Raw genomic sequence first — 18,996 nt, forward strand, 5'->3', positions numbered from 1 at the left:
CGAAAGCAGAAAATTAATGAAGTCAGACATATTACCTTTTTTGACATGAAAACGAAATACGAAGCCCCTTTTTAATGCGGATAAAAGCAACCTCGGGTGGCAAGAAGCTATGTGTTTAGAAGCGATGCGTTTAAGGGACGCTTTTTGCAGACAGGAAGGCTTACATTGCTTCAATGTTAGATATTAAAAGTCCAAAAATAAGGCATAAGATTAATTCTGGAATCGAGATTCTGATTTAATCGCTTTTTTAAATGTTGTAAAGTTACCGAATCCTAAGAAATCCATGCTACTCGTCCTCTTTGTCTAGTTCGTGAATTTAACGAAATGTGGCTGAGATATGAGTAATAATAATTAGATAACCCGCAGCTGATAGGATCAGCGACGTATGGGCAGGAAGCAAATGTTACCAAGATTACACTCGCAAACTGATGTCGACCCTCTTGTTCTGATTTTCCTAAAAGAGCTTGAACAAGCTGGATTCTCTGGCGATATAGAAAGCCAATATTCAAGCCGTCTAGCGGTAGCCACTGATAATAGTGTCTATCAGCAACTTCCTCAGGCTGTTGTCCATCCTAAAACGACTCAAGACGTTGCGCTTATCGGGAAACTGAGCAATCAAGAAAAATACGAACGAATCACTTTTTCGCCGCGTGGTGGTGGTACTGGTACAAATGGCCAGTCTCTGACCAAAGGCATTGTGGTTGATTTGTCTCGTCACATGAACAAAATACTCGAAATCAATGAAGATGAAGGCTGGGTACGAGTTCAGACTGGTGTGATTAAGGACCAGTTGAATGATGCGGTGCTCCCGTTTGGTTACTTCTTCTCTCCGGATTTATCAACCAGTAACCGTGCTACCATTGGCGGAATGGTGAACACTGACGCCTCTGGTCAGGGATCGTTGAAATACGGTAAAACGTCTGATCATGTATTGTCACTGCAAGCCGTGTTCGCTGACGGTTCGATTTTAGAGTCAGATTTGTCTCATGGTTATCCAAAAGAGGGCGAGTTTGCAGCAACCGCGCTCAACGTGACGGAATCGGTCTGTCGAGAAAAACGCCAACAAATCAACGATAAATTCCCGCCTTTAAACCGCTTCTTAACCGGTTATGATCTGAAGAACGCGCTCAATGAAGACGAGGATAGTTTTAATATCACTCGTGTGTTGTGTGGCGCAGAAGGTTCACTTGCCTTTATTACTGAAGCAAAATTGAACCTGACTCGTATCCCTAAAGTACGTACGTTGGTGAACGTTAAATACAACAGTTTTGATTCAGCATTACGTAATGCGCCACTGATGGTGCAAGCGAATGCCATGTCGGTAGAAACGGTTGACTCAAAAGTTCTTAACCTGGCAAAACAAGATATTGTGTGGCATACGGTAAGTGATTTAATCACTGATGTTCCAGACAAGGACATGCTTGGTATCAACATTGTGGAATACGCAGGTGAGGATGAAGAAGAGATCGCATCACAAGTCGCTGCGTTAACCGCCAGACTCGATACCATGCTCGAAACTGAAGAGGCAGGTATCATCGGTTATCAAGTTTGTGATGATCTGGCGAGCATTGGCCGAATTTACAACATGCGTAAAAAAGCGGTGGGTTTGCTTGGTGCGGCAAAAGGTCGCGCCAAACCAGTACCATTTGCTGAAGATACCTGTGTTCCACCAGAAAACTTAGCGGATTTTATTGCTGAATTCCGTGAGCTACTGGACGGAAAATCATTGAACTACGGTATGTTTGGCCACGTTGATGCGGGTGTCTTACACGTTCGCCCAGCACTGGATCTCTGTGATCCTAAGCAAGAAGCTTTGATGCACGAAGTCTCGGACGAAGTGGTTAAACTGGTGTCGAAATACGGTGGCCTGATGTGGGGTGAACACGGCAAAGGTTACCGCTCTGAATACGGACCTGAGTTCTTTGGTGAAGAGCTGTTTACCGAATTAAGACGCGTAAAAGCTGCATTCGACCCTCACAATAAGATGAACCCGGGCAAAATCTGTACGCCGCTGAACAGCAATGCAGAGTTAGTGAAAGTCACTGGAACCAAACGCGGTTACTTCGACCGTCAGATTGATGTTCAAGTTCGTGACAGCTTCAAACAAGTGATGGAATGCAACGGCAACGGTTTGTGTTTTAACTATGAAACCAGCTCGCCGATGTGTCCCTCAATGAAGGTCACTGCGGATCGCCGTCATTCTCCAAAAGGTCGTGCTGGCTTAGTGCGCGAGTGGTTACGTCAGTTAACCGAACAAGGCATCGATATTCTCGACCTTGAGAAGCAAACGCTGGAAAATAAAACGTCAATCAAAACGATGATTGACCGTGTTCGTCATTCTATTAACCGTCGCCACGAATATGACTTCTCTCATGAAGTCTATGAAGCTATGAATGGTTGTCTAGCGTGTAAAGCATGTGCTAGCCAATGTCCGATCAAAGTTGATGTACCAAGTTTCCGTTCTCGATTCCTGAACATTTACCACTCGCGCTATCAGCGTCCAGCGAAAGACTACTTAGTTGCCAACATTGAAACGATGTTACCGCTGATGGCAAAAGCACCGGGTGTGGTAAATGGCGTATTGAAGCAATCTTGGGTGAAAAGCTTGACCGCATCAACAATTGGCTATGTGGATGCACCTTTGCTGTCTGTACCTACGTTGCAAAAGCGTATTGAGTCTCTGACTACAGCATATGATCTCAATGCCTTGTCTGCACTCTCGTCAGAACAGAAGAGTAAACACGTTCTGATTGTACAGGACCCGTTTACCAGCTACTACGATGCGGAAGTCGTGGAAGATTTTGTTAAGCTGGTCAGAAAGCTGGGGATGAATCCGGTTCTGCTGCCGTTTAAGCCAAATGGTAAAGCTCAGCATATCAAAGGCTTTTTACGTAAATTCTCTGAAACGGCAATGGATACGGCTAAGTTTTTAGACCTAGTTGCCGATTTGGGCATTCCGATGGTCGGTGTTGACCCTGCGTTGGTGCTTTGCTACCGAGATGAGTACAACGAAGTTCTGGGTGACAAGCGCGGTGAATTTGATGTACTGACGGCTCACGAGTGGTTGTATCCAAGGTTGAAGGATTTTGCTGAAGTAGAGTGCAAACAACAAGAACCGTGGTACCTGTTTGCCCATTGTACAGAGAAGACCAAAATGCCAAATGCCGAAAAAGAGTGGGGCGCTATTTTTGCTCACTTCGGAGGGGTGTTGAATACCGTACCGGTTGGCTGTTGTGGGATGGCAGGGACGTTTGGTCATGAAGTGGATAAGTTGTCGATGTCGAAAGATATTTACAACCTGAGCTGGAAACCAAACTTAGACAAGTTGGACAATGAGCGATGCTTAATTACGGGGTATTCTTGCCGAAGCCAGGTAAAACGCTTTGAAGGAACCAAGCCTAAGCATCCAGTTCAAGCGTTGCTAACACTTATATAACTAACCATTAAGCAAATAAAAGCCCAGTTTTTGCTGGGCTTTTTATCGATCAATCAACTTAAGATTTCAAAGGATGAACCTTGAGAAAGCTTGAACTTAGAGTGCCACCAGTCGCCGTGTTCTTACTGGTGATTCTTCTGATGTACTGCCTGAAAGGACTCACACCGGATTTTATGATTAGAGTGCCTTTTGTCGAATTTGTCGTCTCTGCTTTAGCGTTGGTATCGGGATGTATCGGTATTGCGGGGATTTATGAGTTCCGTAAAGTTAAGACAACCGTGAATCCCGTTAAACCGGAGTCTGCTACGTCGGTCGTAAATACTGGTGTCTTTGCTTATACACGCAACCCAATGTACGTTGCTCTGCTACTTCTGATCATTGCGTTAGGGTTGTGGTGGCAACATCTGAGCGTGTTTATTTGTGGCGTGCTGTTTGTGTCTTACATGAACAGATACCAGATAAAACCAGAAGAGCGCGCTTTAGAACGATTGTTTGGTGAAGAATACCTGAAATATAAAAATCGGGTACGTCGCTGGATATAACCGCGATCTTTGCCCTTTTCTTCACGTACCCAGTGTGAATGAGTTTGTCTACATTGTCCCTGGTGGCCTTTGGGCAAACTCTTCTACTAAGAAGTCGATGAGTGCCCTGACTTTTCGTGGAACGACATTCCCTTCCAGATAGACCGCATTAATAGGGTGGGTGTTCATACTGTACTCTTCAAAGAGTCTTACGAGTCGACCGCTTTCGAGGTCATGCTGTAAAACGAAATCCGGACATATGGCAATGCCTCGACCATCTATCGCCCAGTCTTTAGCAATGCGAGCGCTGTTCACCATCAAGTTTCTGTCCGGAACCACGGATATTTCTTCCGTCCCTCTGTAAAACAACCACTTGTTGTGACTTCTTCGGTTTGTATCAATGATACAGAAATGATTGCTCAGCTCTTGAGGTGTCTTCGGCACTCCTCTATGAGCAAGATATTCAGCAGAAGCGACGACACAACTGGTGATTTCACCGAGTTTCCTTACCTTCAGCGTAGCGGTGTCAGGAAGACCTATGCGAAATGCTAAATCAATCCCTTCTTTTGCCAAATCAACATAAGTGTCGCTTAAACGGAGATCGATAGAGAGTTCCGGGTGAAGTTCAGAGAATCGACTAAGTAGACCGGTAATGTAGATCTCACCAAAGGTTAATGGTGCTGATAGGCGAAGTACTCCAGTCAGGCCCTTTGACTCTTCCGATATTGCACCAAGAAGATCATCAAGCTCATCTAACAGAGTAGGGGCACGCGCTAGTAATTCCTGACCTGTAGGTGTTAGACCGACCTTTCGGGTGGTTCTCTGCAATAACTGAGCGCCGATTTTCTCTTCCAACTGCGCAACGTACTTCGACGTGATGCGGTTAGATACACCCAACCGCTGCGCAGCTTCGGTAAAAGAACCGGTTTGAGCCGTTGCTACAAACGCTTTTAAGCCATCAATTAAGTCCACGCTATTGACTCCATTAAGAACATTTTGAGGATTATTATTCTACATAATCGTCATTGTATTGAAAGTGATTGAGGTACATACTTTTCCCATACCAAGTTAAACAAGCCACACTATTGTGGTACTGAAAACATAAGGGAAGAACGATGAGCGTGATGTCCTCACTTCAAAAGCTAAAAGACAGATTTAAAGCTTCACCAAGAATGCCGGTGGTATTTCTTGGGCATGGTTCCCCAATGAACGTCATTGAGGATAATGCATTCACACGCAGCTGGGCGGAGCTTGGACGCACGCTACCTAGACCTCAGGCAATTCTGGTGGTTTCTGCTCACTGGATGACACAGGGAAGTACGCTGGTTGATGTTTCTGCACTGCCTCGTACTATCCATGACTTTTATGGCTTCCCTGATGCTCTGTATGAAAAACAGTACGCAGCGCCGGGCCATCCACAACTTGCTAAAGAAGTTGCAGCATTATTGTCGGATCATCATGTGCAAACCGATGATACCTGGGGTTTAGATCATGGAGCATGGTCAGTATTAAACTCACTGTTTCCAGCCGCCGATGTGCCTGTTTTTCAATTATCTATTGATATCACCAAAGACATGAACTGGCACTTGAGCATAGGTAAAAAACTATCTGAACTACGCGACCGAGGTGTGTTGATTCTTGGCTCGGGTAATATTGTTCACAATTTAAGAGCCTTACAGTTTGATGGAAAACCACATGACTGGGCGATTGAGTTTGATCAGTATGTCGCTGACCAACTGAATAACCGTGACTTTAAATCGTTAGCCGATGTTGCTTCTATGGGAAGCCTATTGCGAATGGCGAACCCGACACTTGAGCATTATGCGCCAGCATTGACGATCGCCGGAGCATCAAGCTTGAAAGATGAGCTTATTTATACCTCACAAGGTGTCGAGCTAGGCTCAATTTCAATGCGCTCATTCGTTTTTAACGGCGCTTAAAATTAGGGGGATTAAAGTATGTTAGTAGATGGCAAATGGACAGAAAACTGGAAAGCGTTGCAAAAAGCGGATGAAAAGGGACGTTTTGTTCGTCAGGTTTCGGAGTTTCGTAACTGGATTACTCCAGACGGTAGTCCAGGTCCAACAGGGACTGGTGGATTTAAAGCAGAACCCGGACGTTACCGATTATATGTTGCTCTTATCTGTCCCTGGGCGTCGCGTACCCTGATCGCACGTAAACTGAAAGGTTTGGAAGATATTATTCCGGTGACAGTGGTTAATCCCCAAATGACATCACAGGGATGGGCATTCGGCGGTTATGATGGCGCTGATACTGACCCGTTGTTTGCATCACAATATATGCACGAAATATACACTCGAGCGAACCCAACTTACACGGGGCGTGCAACCGTACCTGTGTTGTGGGACATGAAACAAAACGTGTTGGTGAACAACGAGAGTGCCGATATTCTGCGAATGCTGGATACAGCGTTTGAAGAGATCGTGCCATCTGATATCAGATTGTATCCTGAGGAGTTTGCGTCGGAGATAGATGAACTCAATCCGCGTATCTATAACGACCTCAATAATGGCGTGTACAAAGCGGGTTTCACTAAGTCGCAGTCTTCTTATGAAGAGGCGGTGAACGAAGTATTTGCGATGCTAGACGAGTTGGAAGAACGTTTAGAGGGGCAACAGTTTCTTGTTGGAAATCGCCTCACGGAAACGGATATCCGAACCTTTGTAACACTGATTCGATTTGATGCGGCTTATCATGGCCTTTTCAAAACCAATCGGAAGCAAATCGCCGACTATCCGAATCTTTCAAGCTATATGGAAAGAATACTCAATCTTCCGGGAGTGGTTGATACGGTGAATATTGACCATATTACGGCAGGGTATTATTCAATTAAGGAGCTGAATCCGGCAGGAATTCGCCCTACAGGGCCAGCTTACATTGATGCTTTGATTGCTTCAGCGAGAAAAGTAAATAGAGAGAAGGTAAATAGCGGCAACTAATCAACCAGTTGCCGCGGTAAATTTCGTATCTGAGCGTATCAGGATAGGATAGGATAGGGATGCGAGTTGTTCAGGCAGCGATTATGCTGCCTCAATGAACTTTGCTAAAAATGCATCCTTACGCGCATGAAAACGCTGAACCAAATCATCAACGGCTTCTTGGTCGTACGGCTTCAAGCCACTTGCGACCATACGCTTAATGCCTTTACCAACAACTTTACCGTCTTCTTTAAATGCGAAGTTCAGCGTAACGACACCACGTTTGCCTTCAACATCGAAAGTTGCACCAGTAAATTCTACTTCCGGGTGAGTAAGGTCTAGGCGAGAAAATTCAACTTCCATGCTTTCATAAATCACTAGCGGGCGCTGGCAGTTGATCATCATTTGTTGCTCTTCCATTAGAGGAACCATGATGTGCGGGAAGTTCATGCCAGAAAACTGAACGTAGTTCGTTACAACGTGTTCAATAAAGGCTGAATCGTGATTGGTTTCGCCTTCACGAGACATGTGTAAATACTCTTTACCAGCCTCATCAACTACAGCGCTCTCTTTATCACACTTATTTTCGATATGAAGCGCAACGCCGTCATTAACCATGCCAGAGAAATTGAAACGCATCTTGTGGCTGATGCCTTCTTTACTCAGTAGTACCGCGAAAAGCAAATCGCCTGGTACGCAGAAGCGTTTATTGTCTTCATCATGGATAGGGTTGTAATCTCCGGCAACGCGCTTAGCGAAGTGACTTGCCTGCTCGCGAGTGAACTGGAACTGGTGCTCATTATTTGAAAAATAAGGTGTTAGAAACATAATTTTCACGTAGTAATCAAAACTGTAAGGGATTATATGCGAAACACTGACTGGCAATGGTCCAATCAGTGGGAGTTTACCCTATTTTCTCAATGGATAGCCATCGAAAGATAAACGTTTAAAAACGCACACTTGAGTGGCTTATTATACCTACATAATCTCTACGGGTTGATTAAAACGCTCGAAGCTATTTAGGTATAACGTCACTGTATAAAAGTATAGACATAAAAAAGGCTTCACACTTCATAAGGTGGAGCCTGATATTTGCTATTCAGTCAGCTTAGCCACTTTTGTCATTGTACACAGTCGTCATTGTATATAGTGCAAATCGAGGTGGCTTAGCCAGAGCAGCCAGAGACAGGTCAAACGCCTTCGTGTGAAATATATTCACCATTTACTATTCGGCCTACCAGACGTTTTGCACCGATTTGATAGCTTAAGTCTGCTGGATGCTCGATATCCCAAATGGCGAAGTCAGCATCATAACCTACTTCAATGACACCGCGTGAATGCTCGTAGCCCAGTGCTTTCGCTGCATGCTGGGTGACACCTCGCAATGACTCTTGTGGTGTGAAGCGGAATAGGGTGCAAGCCATATTCATCATTAAAGTCAAATCTGAAAATGGCGAGGTTCCCGGATTCACATCTGTCGCAATAGCCATCGGTACCTGATGCTTTCTCAGTAATTCAATCGGTGGCAGTTGCGTTTCTCGCAAGAAGTAAAATGCGCCCGGCAGTAAGGTCGCGACAGTGTTTGATTTGGACAGCGCGATAACGCCTTCTTCATCCAGATATTCAATATGATCGGCAGAGAGACCGTTGTACTTGGCTGTCAGCGCTGTACCGCCAAGGTTAGATAACTGTTCGGTGTGGCCTTTCACCTTTAAGCCATGTTGTTTGGCTGTTGCAAATACTCGTTCTGTCTGCTCAAGATTGAAACCGATGGATTCGCAAAACACGTCCACGCTGGTGGCCAGTTTTTCTTCCGCGACTAGTGGGATGATGTCCTGACAGATATGGTCGATATAGTCGTCAGCACGACCTTCAAACTCAGGTGGTAAAGCGTGTGCAGCGAGTAGTGTTGTCGTGATTTTGACTTTACGCTTTTGCTCCAGCGCCTTTGCAGCGCGCAGCATTTTCAGTTCATCGTTAAGCGTTAATCCGTATCCCGATTTCACCTCAATAGACGTTACCCCACTTGCCAGCAAGCCGTCTAAACGAGGCAGAGCAAGTTCGACGAGCTGCTCTTGCGTTGCTTCTCGCGTTGCTTTTACTGTAGAGAGAATACCACCGCCTTGCTTTGCGATTTCTTGATAAGGTACGCCGTTTAGACGCATCTCGAACTCGTTGGCGCGATTACCGGCATAAACAAGATGGGTATGACAATCAATCAGTCCAGGCATCATAAGTTTGCCTTTCAGATCGACAATCTGAGCGTAGTTTTGAGTAGACAGTAATGATTCGACTTCAGGATCGTCTTCGCCAATTGCGCTCGTGCTGATGGCGACGATTTTCCCTGATTGAATACCGACACGTGCAGCGGATGTAGGCAGGTAACCAGCGTCCCCTTGTGTCATAGTGACCAGGCGTGCATTTTCAATCAGCAAATCCATTTTTATATCCTTGTTAATTCGTATCATTAAATGTATATACAAATAAGGTAAAAAAGTATCGATGACAAGTTTAATGTTGAGAAAGTGTGATCGAAACTTAGAGGTATGAGTAGTAACTGATCATTAAATCAAAACCTTAGAGCTCAATTTGTATTTATTGCCAGGGTGGTAGAGCAGAGCGGTACTGACAAGTTTATCCTGGCTCCACGTTCTGCGGTTTAAGAGTAGGCAAGGTTCGTTTGACTGCATTTTGAGATCAAGTTTGATTCGGCTATCAGGAACGATGGCTTCAACAGTATGTTCTATAGCGCTCAATGGGCAGCTATCAGACAGATACTGGTTGGGCGTCATTTGAGTGAAATCCTGGTCAAGGTAACCTGGGGCATATTGGCTATTAACCCAGCGCAGTTCTAACTGAATAGGAGTGCTGTCTTCATAATGAATAATCTCACTGTAGAATACAGTGGTTCCGAGCATTACCCCGAGTTTTGTTGCGATTGTGTCGTCGGCTTTTATCGCAACCTGTTTTAGCACTTTGCTGCGGTATTGGCGCCCGCGATCGCGGACTTCTTCGGCAATGTTTCGGATATCTAACAATGGCGATTCAGATTTTTCAACCGGATCACAGACAAATGTTCCGAGCCTTGGGCGTCGTTGAAGTCTGCCTTCGTTGACAAGATCTCGGATTGCTTTATTGACGGTCATTCGGCTGACAGCAAATTGTTCTGTCAATTCGAATTCGGTTGCGATTTTTTGGCCAATCTCCCACTCTCCCAACTCAATTTTATCGAGGATAAATTGTTTGATTTGTATGTAAAGTGGTGCAGACATAATAGCTTCCTTTAAATTGACTATACAAATAGTGCTCAATTTAAGTGCAAATTGCAAATCATTCTATTAAATTGGCATCGATATGCTTGGTTTAGCTGCAGATATCCGAAATTAGATAAAAGGCATGTGCGTTACTCAGGTAGCAGCCGCTTAGCATTTGCCGACTTGTGGATGAAGATTGAATGACAAAGTAAATCGTTCTTTGCATTCTAATTGTGAGCTATGTACAATCGCACTTTCGTTAGCGGTCCGGTATTCGTGTTACTGAGCGACCACTATCGACTCTCAACTATTTTCAAATAAATAGCTTCTAATTTGAATAACATGTGTTGCTTGGTGTGCAACACCACTGTAAAGGACATAGCATGCCTATTATTACTCTTCCTGACGGCAGTCAGCGTCAATTTGACAACCCAGTATCTACTATGGAAGTTGCACAATCGATCGGTCCTGGTCTTGCAAAAGCAACTATCGCTGGTCGTGTTAATGGTAACCGCGTAGATGCGTGTGATCTAATTGAAGAAGACGCAAGCCTTGAGATCATCACAGTAAAAGATGAAGTAGACGGTCTGGAAATCGTTCGTCACTCATGTGCTCACCTTCTTGGTCACGCTCTAAAGCAGCTTTACCCACAAGCTAAAATGGCGATCGGTCCAACGATCGACAGCGGCTTCTACTACGATATCGACCTAGATGAGTCTCTAACGCAAGACGATCTTGAAAAGATTGAAAAGCGTATGAAAGACCTTGCGAAAACTAAGTACGAAGTTGTTAAGAAAAAAGTAAGCTGGCAGGAAGCGCGTGATACATTTGAATCACGTGGTGAACCGTACAAAGTGGAAATCCTAGACGAAAACGTATCTCGTGATGATCGTCCAGGTCTTTACCACCATGAAGAATACATCGACATGTGTCGTGGTCCTCACGTTCCTAACATGGGCTTCTGTCAACATTTCACTCTATTGAATGTTGCAGGTGCTTACTGGCGTGGTAACAGCGACAATAAAATGCTTCAACGTATTTACGGTACCGCTTTCCACGATAAGAAAGCACTAAAGGCTCACCTGACTCGTCTTGAAGAAGCTGCGAAGCGTGACCACCGTAAAATCGGTAAGCAACTAGACCTATTCCACATGCAGCAAGAAGCACCGGGTATGGTTTTCTGGCATCACAATGGTTGGTCTATCTTCCGTGATCTAGAAGTGTTCGTTCGTGACAAGCTAAACGAGTACGGTTACCAAGAAGTAAAAGGTCCACTAATGATGGATCGCGTTCTTTGGGAACGCTCTGGTCACTGGGACAAATACGCGGATGCGATGTTCACGACTTCTTCAGAGAACCGTGAATACGCAATCAAGCCAATGAACTGTCCGGGTCATGTGCAGATCTTTAACCAAGGTCTGAAATCGTACCGTGATCTACCGTTACGTATGGCAGAGTTCGGCTCGTGTCACCGTAACGAACCGTCAGGCGCTCTACACGGCATCATGCGTGTACGTGGCTTTACTCAGGATGACGCTCACATCTTCTGTACTGAGAGTCAAATCCAAGAGGAAGTAACAAGCTGTATTAAGATGGTTTACGATACATACCAAACATTTGGTTTCGAAAACATCGTGGTGAAACTGTCTACTCGTCCAGAAAAACGTGTAGGCTCTGATGAAATCTGGGATCAGTCTGAAGAAGCGCTAAAGCAATCTCTTGAATCAATGGATATTCCATACGAAATTCAAGAAGGTGAGGGTGCGTTCTACGGTCCTAAGATCGAATTCACGCTATACGACTGTCTAGACCGTGCATGGCAGTGTGGTACTGTTCAGTTAGACTTCAACTTGCCAGGTCGCTTAGGTGCCACTTACGTAGGTGAGAACAACGAACGTCTTGTTCCGGTAATGATTCACCGTGCAATTCTGGGTTCACTAGAGCGTTTCATCGGTATCCTTATCGAAGATTACGCTGGTTTCTTCCCAACTTGGTTAGCACCAGAACAAGTCGTTTTGATGAATATTACTGATAAACAGTCAGATTATGTTCAAGAAGTAGTACAAAAATTACAAAAAAGTGGAATTAGAGCTAAAGCGGACTTGAGAAATGAGAAGATTGGCTTTAAAATCCGCGAACACACTTTGAAGCGTGTACCGTATATGCTCGTTGTTGGTGACCAAGAGATGGAAGCTGGCGAAATTGCAGTGCGTACTCGTAAAGGTAAAGATCTCGGTAAATTTAAAGTGGATGATTTTATCTCATACATCCAAGACGAGATTTCAAGCCGTAAGCTCAATCTGGAGGAATAAACTATTAAAGGCGGAAGACGTGGCCAAGTGCCGGCCAAACAAAACCAGCACCGTTTAAACGGTGAAATTCGTGGCGTTCGTGAAGTTCGTTTAACTGGCGCAGATGGTGAATCAGTTGGCGTTGTTTCAATTCAAGAAGCACTAGCTGCAGCCGAAGAAGCTGGTATGGATCTCGTTGAGATCAGCCCTAACGCCGAGCCACCAGTTTGTCGTGTGATGGACTATGGCAAGTTCCTCTTCGAGAAGAGTAAAGCTGCGAAAGAGCAGAAGAAAAAGCAAAAACAGATCCAGATTAAGGAAATTAAATTCCGTCCTGGGACTGATATCGGAGACTATCAGGTAAAACTACGCAACCTGACTGGTTTCCTTGAAGACGGCAACAAAGTGAAGGTAACAATTCGCTTCCGTGGCCGCGAAATGGCTCACCAAGAAATCGGTGTTGACGTTCTTAATCGTTTGAAAGAAGACACTGCAGAATTTGCTGTAGTTGAATCTTTCCCAACGAGAATTGAAGGTCGCCAGATGATCATGGTGCTTGCCCCTAAGAAGAAGTAATTAACGGCTTATCAAGTAACTAAAACCTAGCCGCGTTCCTTTCAAAAAGGTACAAACGGCTGGGTTTCGTTCGCCCTAATTACATTGTTAATTAAACTACTACAATGCGGAGTTATTCATCATGCCTAAGATGAAAACCAACAAAGGTGCTGCTAAGCGTTTCAAGAAAACTGCTGGTGGTATTAAGTACAAGCACGCTACTAAACGTCACATTCTGACTAAGCGTACTACTAAGAACAAGCGTCAGCTACGTCCGAACTCAATCCTTCCAAAATGTGAAGTGGCTGGTGTTCTACGTATGTTGCCATACGCTTAATTCTTTTTAGTTATCAATCGTTTAGTTTAGGAGAAGCATAATGCCTCGCGTAAAACGTGGTGTACAAGCTCGTGCACGTCATAAGAAAGTTCTAAAACAAGCTAAAGGTTACTACGGTGCACGTTCACGTGTTTACCGCGTAGCTTTCCAAGCAGTTACCAAAGCTGGTCAATACGCTTACCGTGACCGTCGCGCTAAGAAACGTCAATTCCGTCAACTATGGATTGCACGTATCAATGCGGCATCTCGTCAAAATGGTCTATCTTACAGCCGTTTCATCAACGGTCTTAAGAAAGCATCTATCGAGATCGACCGTAAGATTCTTGCGGACATCGCAGTATTCGACAAAGCTGCATTTGCAGTTCTAGTTGAAAAAGCGAAAGCTGCTCTTTAATTAGCAGTTTAGGTTTAAGAAAAGGAGAGCGTTAGCTCTCCTTTTTTATTGCCTTTAAAAGCCAATCCCCTCATATTTCTCTCAATTCCTTTATCTCCACTGTTCTTATCGTCTCTCCAACGCTCATACCTACACTTGTCTATGAGCAGGTAAAAGCCATTACTCAGTCCAACTGCTAAATTCTGCGCTTGTTATATTAAGTTAATCCAACTAGATGATGGTTTTACCAAAGTCCACGGTTTCAATGTCGTAAAGGGGAGGGGACAGCGATCCATTTTTCCTGGTTTGATAAACTGTATTTTACTGCACATCATGTGAATTGTTATTCATTTTCTGTTTTGGGTTGGTAAAGTGTAACATTCTGAAATGGTATAATTTCTATGGTGTAACATTCTGAAATTTATGAACGGAATGTTGTAAGTGTCTAAATAGATGCTGAATTTATTAGTTTTTGTTATCAATAAGATTTGATGGGAATAATGAAATCAACAGCATTTCTCAATGTGCCATTTGTCATGTGAATGTAAGGGGCGGTATATTAATTCATATTTTTATGATAAAAATATGAACTATTGACTTGCCGAGTGGTTCTAAGTTGTTACAAATGTTGTACCGCTGTAACTTTTTCCAAAAGGAATTTTAGATGAGAGATTTGACTCCCGAGTATTTGCTAGCCGCTTTAAGACAAGCGATTAAAACAAAAGGGCTAACATATCGAGAGCTATCTGAAAAAATGGGCATGCCTTTGTCCACTTTTAAAAGACATTTAACCAGTACCAATCTGGCTTTAGATAAATTACTCGAATATTGCCGCGCCATCGATTGTACGTTGGATGAACTACAAAAGTTAGCAGACCAACTTCAGAGTGAAGATGAAGACTACTTTAGCCATACTCAAGATGAAGTATTTTTCCAATATCCATATCTGTACGATTTTTATCGTGAATTAAGAATGCTGCGCGGGAAAGATGGCTACTCCATTTTAAAGAAAAAGTATGAGCTGTCTAAACAGAGTATGTCCGACTACTTAAAAGCTCTGGAGCTATTGGATCTCGTCTATGTGGATGGAGAGAACAATATTACGCTTCATGGTCCGCTTTTCTATAGCTATGCTGAAAACTCGAAGCTTAACGATAAATACACAGAAATCATTAAAAAGCAGGCCATTGCCGCTGAGAACTGTGTCCGTGTCGCTTTGGCAAGGATGAAGATCACTGAAGAGCAGCTTTTACAGCTTGAAGACATTGTCGCCAAGACAGTGCTTGATTTCCATTCAAAGAATGTTGTCGCTGAGAACTATGACGTCTCGGATTTCACCAACATCGTCGTGCTAGCTGGCCCGCATCAGCCTGTCACATTCTCTGATGGCATTACTGAGACAAACGCGCACTTTATTGATGATATTCGCTATGCGATTGCCTCTGCAGGTGAAAAGCCGAGTTTGTCTATCTAGCGATTCCTCGCTTGTTAGTATCTCTACTATTTCTTAACCGCTGGCTGCCTAAAGGCAGGAATGAGTTTGAAATAGTAGTGGTATACTAATTTTTTTATACCGCTTCCAACGTGAATATCGCCTTTCTTATTCAGTTTTCCCACTTCGCTTTCGATCCGATTCAATGGTTTTAAATGGGGAAGTATAGGCAGCAGCAACTCAGATAATCAGGCTTCATTTAACAACTACACGGCTTTTTTTACGTTTTTGTGTTCTTTTTATTCAATAACCTCTTCTTTTCGTAATTCAATTTGGCATTGGTGTCTGGTTTGGCTACTATGTACAGCTATCAAAAAACCAATCACTCCCTTATGGACACTACCAGCAGGTAGATGAGGAAACGATGCAACATCTAGAAGAGATCATTGCTAGCGCAAGCACTGCAATTGAAGCTGCCGAATCGCTAGTCGCACTTGATGAAGTGCGTGTTCAGTATCTGGGTAAAAAAGGTGAGCTAACCACTCAGCTTCAAAGCCTAGGCAAACTACCACCAGAAGAGCGCCGTGATGCTGGTCAAGAGATCAACAAAGCGAAAGGTGCCGTTCAGCAAGCAATCGCAGCTCGTAAAGATGCACTACAACGTGCAGAGCTTGAAGCAAAACTATCGGCTGAAACCATCGACGTTACTTTACCAGGTCGTCGTATTGAAAACGGTGGTCTACACCCAGTTACTCGTACCGTTGAGCGTATTGAGAAGTTCTTTGGCGAACTTGGCTTTAACACTGAGTCGGGTCCAGAAATTGAAGATGCATTCCACAACTTCGATGCGCTAAATATCGCTGCTGATCACCCAGCGCGTACTGATCACGATACTTTCTTCTTTAATCCTGATTTGATGCTTCGTACTCACACGTCTGGAGTACAAATCCGTACGATGGAAAATGGTAAACCACCATTCCGTTTCATCGCTCCGGGCCGTGTATACCGAAACGACTACGACCAGACGCACACGCCAATGTTCCACCAAGTGGAAGGCATGCTGGTTGATGAGAACGTAAACTTTGCACAGCTGAAAGGTGTTCTGCACGATTTCCTATGCAACTTCTTTGAAGAAGAAGTTGAAGTTCGTTTCCGTCCATCTTACTTCCCATTCACAGAGCCTTCAGCAGAAGTCGATGTGAAAGGTAAAAACGGTAAATGGCTAGAGGTACTAGGCTGCGGTATGGTTCACCCGAACGTACTACGTAGTGTAGGCATCGATCCTGAAAAATACTCTGGTTTCGCATTCGGTATGGGTGTTGAGCGTCTAACAATGCTTCGTTACGGCGTGAACGACCTGCGTGCGTTCTTCGAGAACGATCTTCGTTTCCTAAAACAGTTCAAGTAATCCAGAGGGTTCATCAACATGAAATTCAGCGAATCATGGCTTCGTGAGTGGGTAAACCCTGCGGTTACTACTGACGAGCTCACTCACCAAATTACAATGGCCGGTCTAGAGGTTGACGACGTTCTTCCTGTAGCGGGTTCTTTCAATGGCGTTAAAGTAGGTCACGTTGTTGAATGTGGTCAGCACCCTGACGCAGACAAACTGCGCGTAACAAAAGTCGATGTGGGCGAAGATGAGCTTCTAGACATTGTGTGTGGCGCGTCAAACTGTCGCCAAGGCCTGAAAGTTGCTGTTGCAACGGTAGGCGCAGTGCTTCCTGGTGACTTTAAAATCAAGAAAGCAAAACTACGTGGTCAGCCATCTCACGGCATGCTTTGTTCATTCACTGAACTAGGTATTGACGTAGAATCTGACGGCATCATGGAATTAGCAGAAGACGCAGTAATCGGTACTGATTTCCGTGAATTCCTGGGCCTGGATGACGTAACTGTAGACGTAGACCTGACAGCAAACCGCGCTGACTGTTTCAGTATCCGTGGTATGGCTCGTGAAGTTGGCGTACTTAACCGTGCAGACGTAACAGAGCCGTCAGTACAAGCTGTTGCTCCTTCGATCGACGACAAAGTCTCTATCGAAGTGAAAGCGCCTGCTGCATGTCCACGTTACTTAGGTCGTATTGTTAAGAACGTAAACGTTCAAGCTGCAACGCCACTTTGGATGCAAGAAAAACTGCGTCGTTGTGGTATCCGCTCAATCGACCCGGTTGTAGACATCACTAACTACATCCTTCTGGAGCAAGGCCAACCAATGCACGCATTCGATTTAGCGAATGTCGATGGTGGCATCATTGTTCGTATGGCGGAGCAAGGCGAGAAGCTAACACTTCTAGACGGTAGTGAAGCAGAACTGAACGCAGACACACTAGTCGTTGCTGATCACAACAAAGCACTGGCTATCGCTGGTATCTTTGGTGGTGAAGGTTCTGGCGTAAACTCAGAAACTAAAGATGTACTTCTAGAGTGTGCTTTCTTCGCACCAGATCACATCCGTGGCCGTGCACGTAGCTACGGTCTGCACACTGATTCTTCTATGCGTTTCGAGCGTGGTGTGGACTACGCACTACAAGTAAGCGCAATGGAGCGTGCGACACAACTTCTCGTTGAAATTTGTGGCGGTGAAGTTGCACCAGTCGTTGCGGTAGAGTCAGAAGCGGATCTTCCTAAGCCAAATAAAGTTGCGCTGCGTCGTACTAAGCTAGACAACCTACTGGGTCACCACATCGCTGATGCAGATGTTGTTGAAATTCTGGAGCGTCTAGGCCTGTCTGTTGAGACAACAGAAGAAGGCTGGGTTGCAGTCGCACCAACATGGCGTTTCGATATCGCTATTGAGCAGGATCTGATTGAAGAAGTTGGCCGTATCTATGGCTACGACAATATTCCTAATCAGCACCCTGCGGCAGCGCTTAAGATGCACGACCAAGTTGAATCGGATGTTCCGTTAAAACGCGTTCGTAACCTATTGGTTGACCGTGGTTACCACGAAGCAATTACTTACAGCTTCGTTGAGCCTGAGCAGCAAAAACTGATTGTACCGGGTGTTGAGCCTCTAGTGCTTCCAAACCCAATTTCAGCGGATATGTCAGCAATGCGTCTTGGTCTTATCCAAGGTCTGCTGAACACGGTTGTTCACAACCAGAAGCGTCAACAGCCACGCGTTCGTCTGTTCGAATACGGTCTGCGTTTCATTCCATGTGAGTCGGCTGAGAATGGCATGCGCCAAGAGCCAATGCTAGCAGGTGTTATCGCTGGTACTCGCAGCGAAGAGCACTGGGACATCGAAACTAACACAGTTGATTTCTTTGATCTTAAAGGTGATCTGGAAGCGATTCTTGAGCTTTCTGCTAACGAAAAAGCGTACTCTTTCGCAGCAGCTAAGCATCCTGCACTTCACCCTGGTCAATCTGCAGCAATTATCGTAGATGCTGGTCTTGAAACTGAAAGAGAAGTAGGTGTGATCGGTACGGTTCACCCAGAGCTTGAGCGTAAATTTGGTCTAAACGGTCGTACAATCGTATTCGAAATCGAATGGTCTGCGATCAACACCAAAGTGATCCCGGAAGCCGTTGCTCTTTCTAAGTTCCCTTCAAACCGTCGTGATATCGCGGTAGTAGTGGATGATGCAATTGCTTCTGGTGACATTGTTAATGCTTGCCTAGAGCAGGGCGGCGAATTCCTTAAAGATGCGAAACTGTTCGACGTTTACGTAGGTAAAGGTGTAGAGGAAGGCAAGAAGAGCCTTGCAATCGCTCTGACTCTACAGTCGCTTGAGCGTACGCTTGAAGACGCAGACATCGCGGGTGCGGTAGAAGCTATCGTTGCTCACGTATCTGAGAAGTTTGGTGCAACTCTACGTGACTAAGCGTATCGCAACTCTTCTCTAATTAGAGT

15 protein-coding genes are annotated in these 18,996 nt (G+C 44.7%); 11 read left to right on the top strand and 4 right to left on the bottom strand.

Annotation, left to right across the window (positions count from 1 at the left end):
* The first annotated feature begins 400 nt into the window (after positions 1 to 400).
* Together ydiJ and ACWYU8_RS11815 are read left to right on the top strand one after the other, a co-directional pair.
* Positions 401 to 3,436 carry a D-2-hydroxyglutarate dehydrogenase YdiJ gene (gene ydiJ / locus ACWYU8_RS11810; RefSeq protein ID WP_457519766.1) on the top strand — a complete coding sequence of 1,012 codons (3,036 nt, stop codon included), beginning with the start codon at positions 401 to 403 and terminating at the stop codon, positions 3,434 to 3,436.
* A gap of 80 nt (positions 3,437 to 3,516) precedes the next feature.
* Positions 3,517 to 3,978 carry a methyltransferase family protein gene (locus ACWYU8_RS11815; protein ID WP_457519767.1) on the top strand — a complete coding sequence of 154 codons (462 nt, stop codon included), beginning with the start codon at positions 3,517 to 3,519 and terminating at the stop codon, positions 3,976 to 3,978.
* A gap of 48 nt (positions 3,979 to 4,026) precedes the next feature.
* On the opposite strand, the gene ACWYU8_RS11820 is transcribed toward ACWYU8_RS11815, so the two are convergent.
* The gene (locus ACWYU8_RS11820; protein WP_457519768.1) at positions 4,027 to 4,929 is read right to left on the bottom strand and encodes a LysR substrate-binding domain-containing protein; all 903 of its coding nucleotides are present in this window, start codon (positions 4,927 to 4,929) and stop codon (positions 4,027 to 4,029) included.
* A 143-nt stretch (positions 4,930 to 5,072) separates the two neighbouring features.
* On the opposite strand from ACWYU8_RS11820, the gene ygiD reads away from it, so the two are divergent.
* Both ygiD and ACWYU8_RS11830 read left to right on the top strand, forming a co-directional pair.
* Entirely contained in the window at positions 5,073 to 5,897 is an 825-nt protein-coding gene (ygiD, locus tag ACWYU8_RS11825) for a 4,5-DOPA-extradiol-dioxygenase (protein WP_457519769.1), read from the top strand.
* 18 nt (positions 5,898 to 5,915) lie between these two features.
* On the top strand, positions 5,916 to 6,917 hold the full coding sequence (locus ACWYU8_RS11830; RefSeq protein ID WP_457519770.1) for a glutathione S-transferase family protein: 1,002 nt from the start codon (positions 5,916 to 5,918) through the stop codon (positions 6,915 to 6,917).
* A gap of 81 nt (positions 6,918 to 6,998) precedes the next feature.
* Here ACWYU8_RS11830 and ACWYU8_RS11835 read toward each other — a convergent pair whose 3' ends face one another.
* From ACWYU8_RS11835 to hutC, 3 genes are all read right to left on the bottom strand, one after another.
* Entirely contained in the window at positions 6,999 to 7,724 is a 726-nt protein-coding gene (locus ACWYU8_RS11835) for a DUF3581 domain-containing protein (protein ID WP_457519771.1), read from the bottom strand.
* A 362-nt stretch (positions 7,725 to 8,086) separates the two neighbouring features.
* Positions 8,087 to 9,337 (bottom strand): imidazolonepropionase, encoded by a 1,251-nt coding sequence (gene hutI, locus ACWYU8_RS11840; RefSeq protein ID WP_457519772.1) that lies wholly within the window; start codon positions 9,335 to 9,337, stop codon positions 8,087 to 8,089.
* 123 nt (positions 9,338 to 9,460) lie between these two features.
* A complete protein-coding gene (hutC, locus tag ACWYU8_RS11845) occupies positions 9,461 to 10,168 on the bottom strand; it encodes a histidine utilization repressor (protein ID WP_457519773.1) in 708 nt (235 codons plus the stop codon).
* A gap of 365 nt (positions 10,169 to 10,533) precedes the next feature.
* Here hutC and thrS point away from each other — a divergent pair, with 365 nt between their 5' ends.
* The 7 genes from thrS to pheT all read left to right on the top strand — a co-directional run bounded on the left by thrS (position 10,534) and on the right by pheT (position 18,967).
* On the top strand, positions 10,534 to 12,462 hold the full coding sequence (gene thrS / locus ACWYU8_RS11850) for a threonine--tRNA ligase (RefSeq protein ID WP_444492423.1): 1,929 nt from the start codon (positions 10,534 to 10,536) through the stop codon (positions 12,460 to 12,462).
* Between the two features lie 27 nt (positions 12,463 to 12,489).
* A complete protein-coding gene (gene infC / locus ACWYU8_RS11855) occupies positions 12,490 to 13,017 on the top strand; it encodes a translation initiation factor IF-3 (RefSeq protein WP_444492424.1) in 528 nt (175 codons plus the stop codon).
* A gap of 121 nt (positions 13,018 to 13,138) precedes the next feature.
* On the top strand, positions 13,139 to 13,333 hold the full coding sequence (gene rpmI, locus ACWYU8_RS11860; RefSeq protein WP_444492425.1) for a 50S ribosomal protein L35: 195 nt from the start codon (positions 13,139 to 13,141) through the stop codon (positions 13,331 to 13,333).
* A gap of 40 nt (positions 13,334 to 13,373) precedes the next feature.
* The gene (gene rplT, locus ACWYU8_RS11865; RefSeq protein ID WP_004727974.1) at positions 13,374 to 13,727 is read left to right on the top strand and encodes a 50S ribosomal protein L20; all 354 of its coding nucleotides are present in this window, start codon (positions 13,374 to 13,376) and stop codon (positions 13,725 to 13,727) included.
* Positions 13,728 to 14,370: 643 nt separating this feature from the next.
* Entirely contained in the window at positions 14,371 to 15,180 is an 810-nt protein-coding gene (locus ACWYU8_RS11870; protein WP_457519774.1) for a helix-turn-helix domain-containing protein, read from the top strand.
* 382 nt (positions 15,181 to 15,562) lie between these two features.
* Complete coding sequence (pheS, locus tag ACWYU8_RS11875; protein ID WP_457519775.1) at positions 15,563 to 16,546, top strand: phenylalanine--tRNA ligase subunit alpha; 984 nt, start codon at positions 15,563 to 15,565, stop codon at positions 16,544 to 16,546.
* A gap of 18 nt (positions 16,547 to 16,564) precedes the next feature.
* Positions 16,565 to 18,967 carry a phenylalanine--tRNA ligase subunit beta gene (pheT, locus tag ACWYU8_RS11880; RefSeq protein WP_457519776.1) on the top strand — a complete coding sequence of 801 codons (2,403 nt, stop codon included), beginning with the start codon at positions 16,565 to 16,567 and terminating at the stop codon, positions 18,965 to 18,967.
* Positions 18,968 to 18,996: the final 29 nt, after the last annotated feature.

The sequence above is a fragment of the Vibrio limimangrovi genome, from assembly GCF_054064025.1.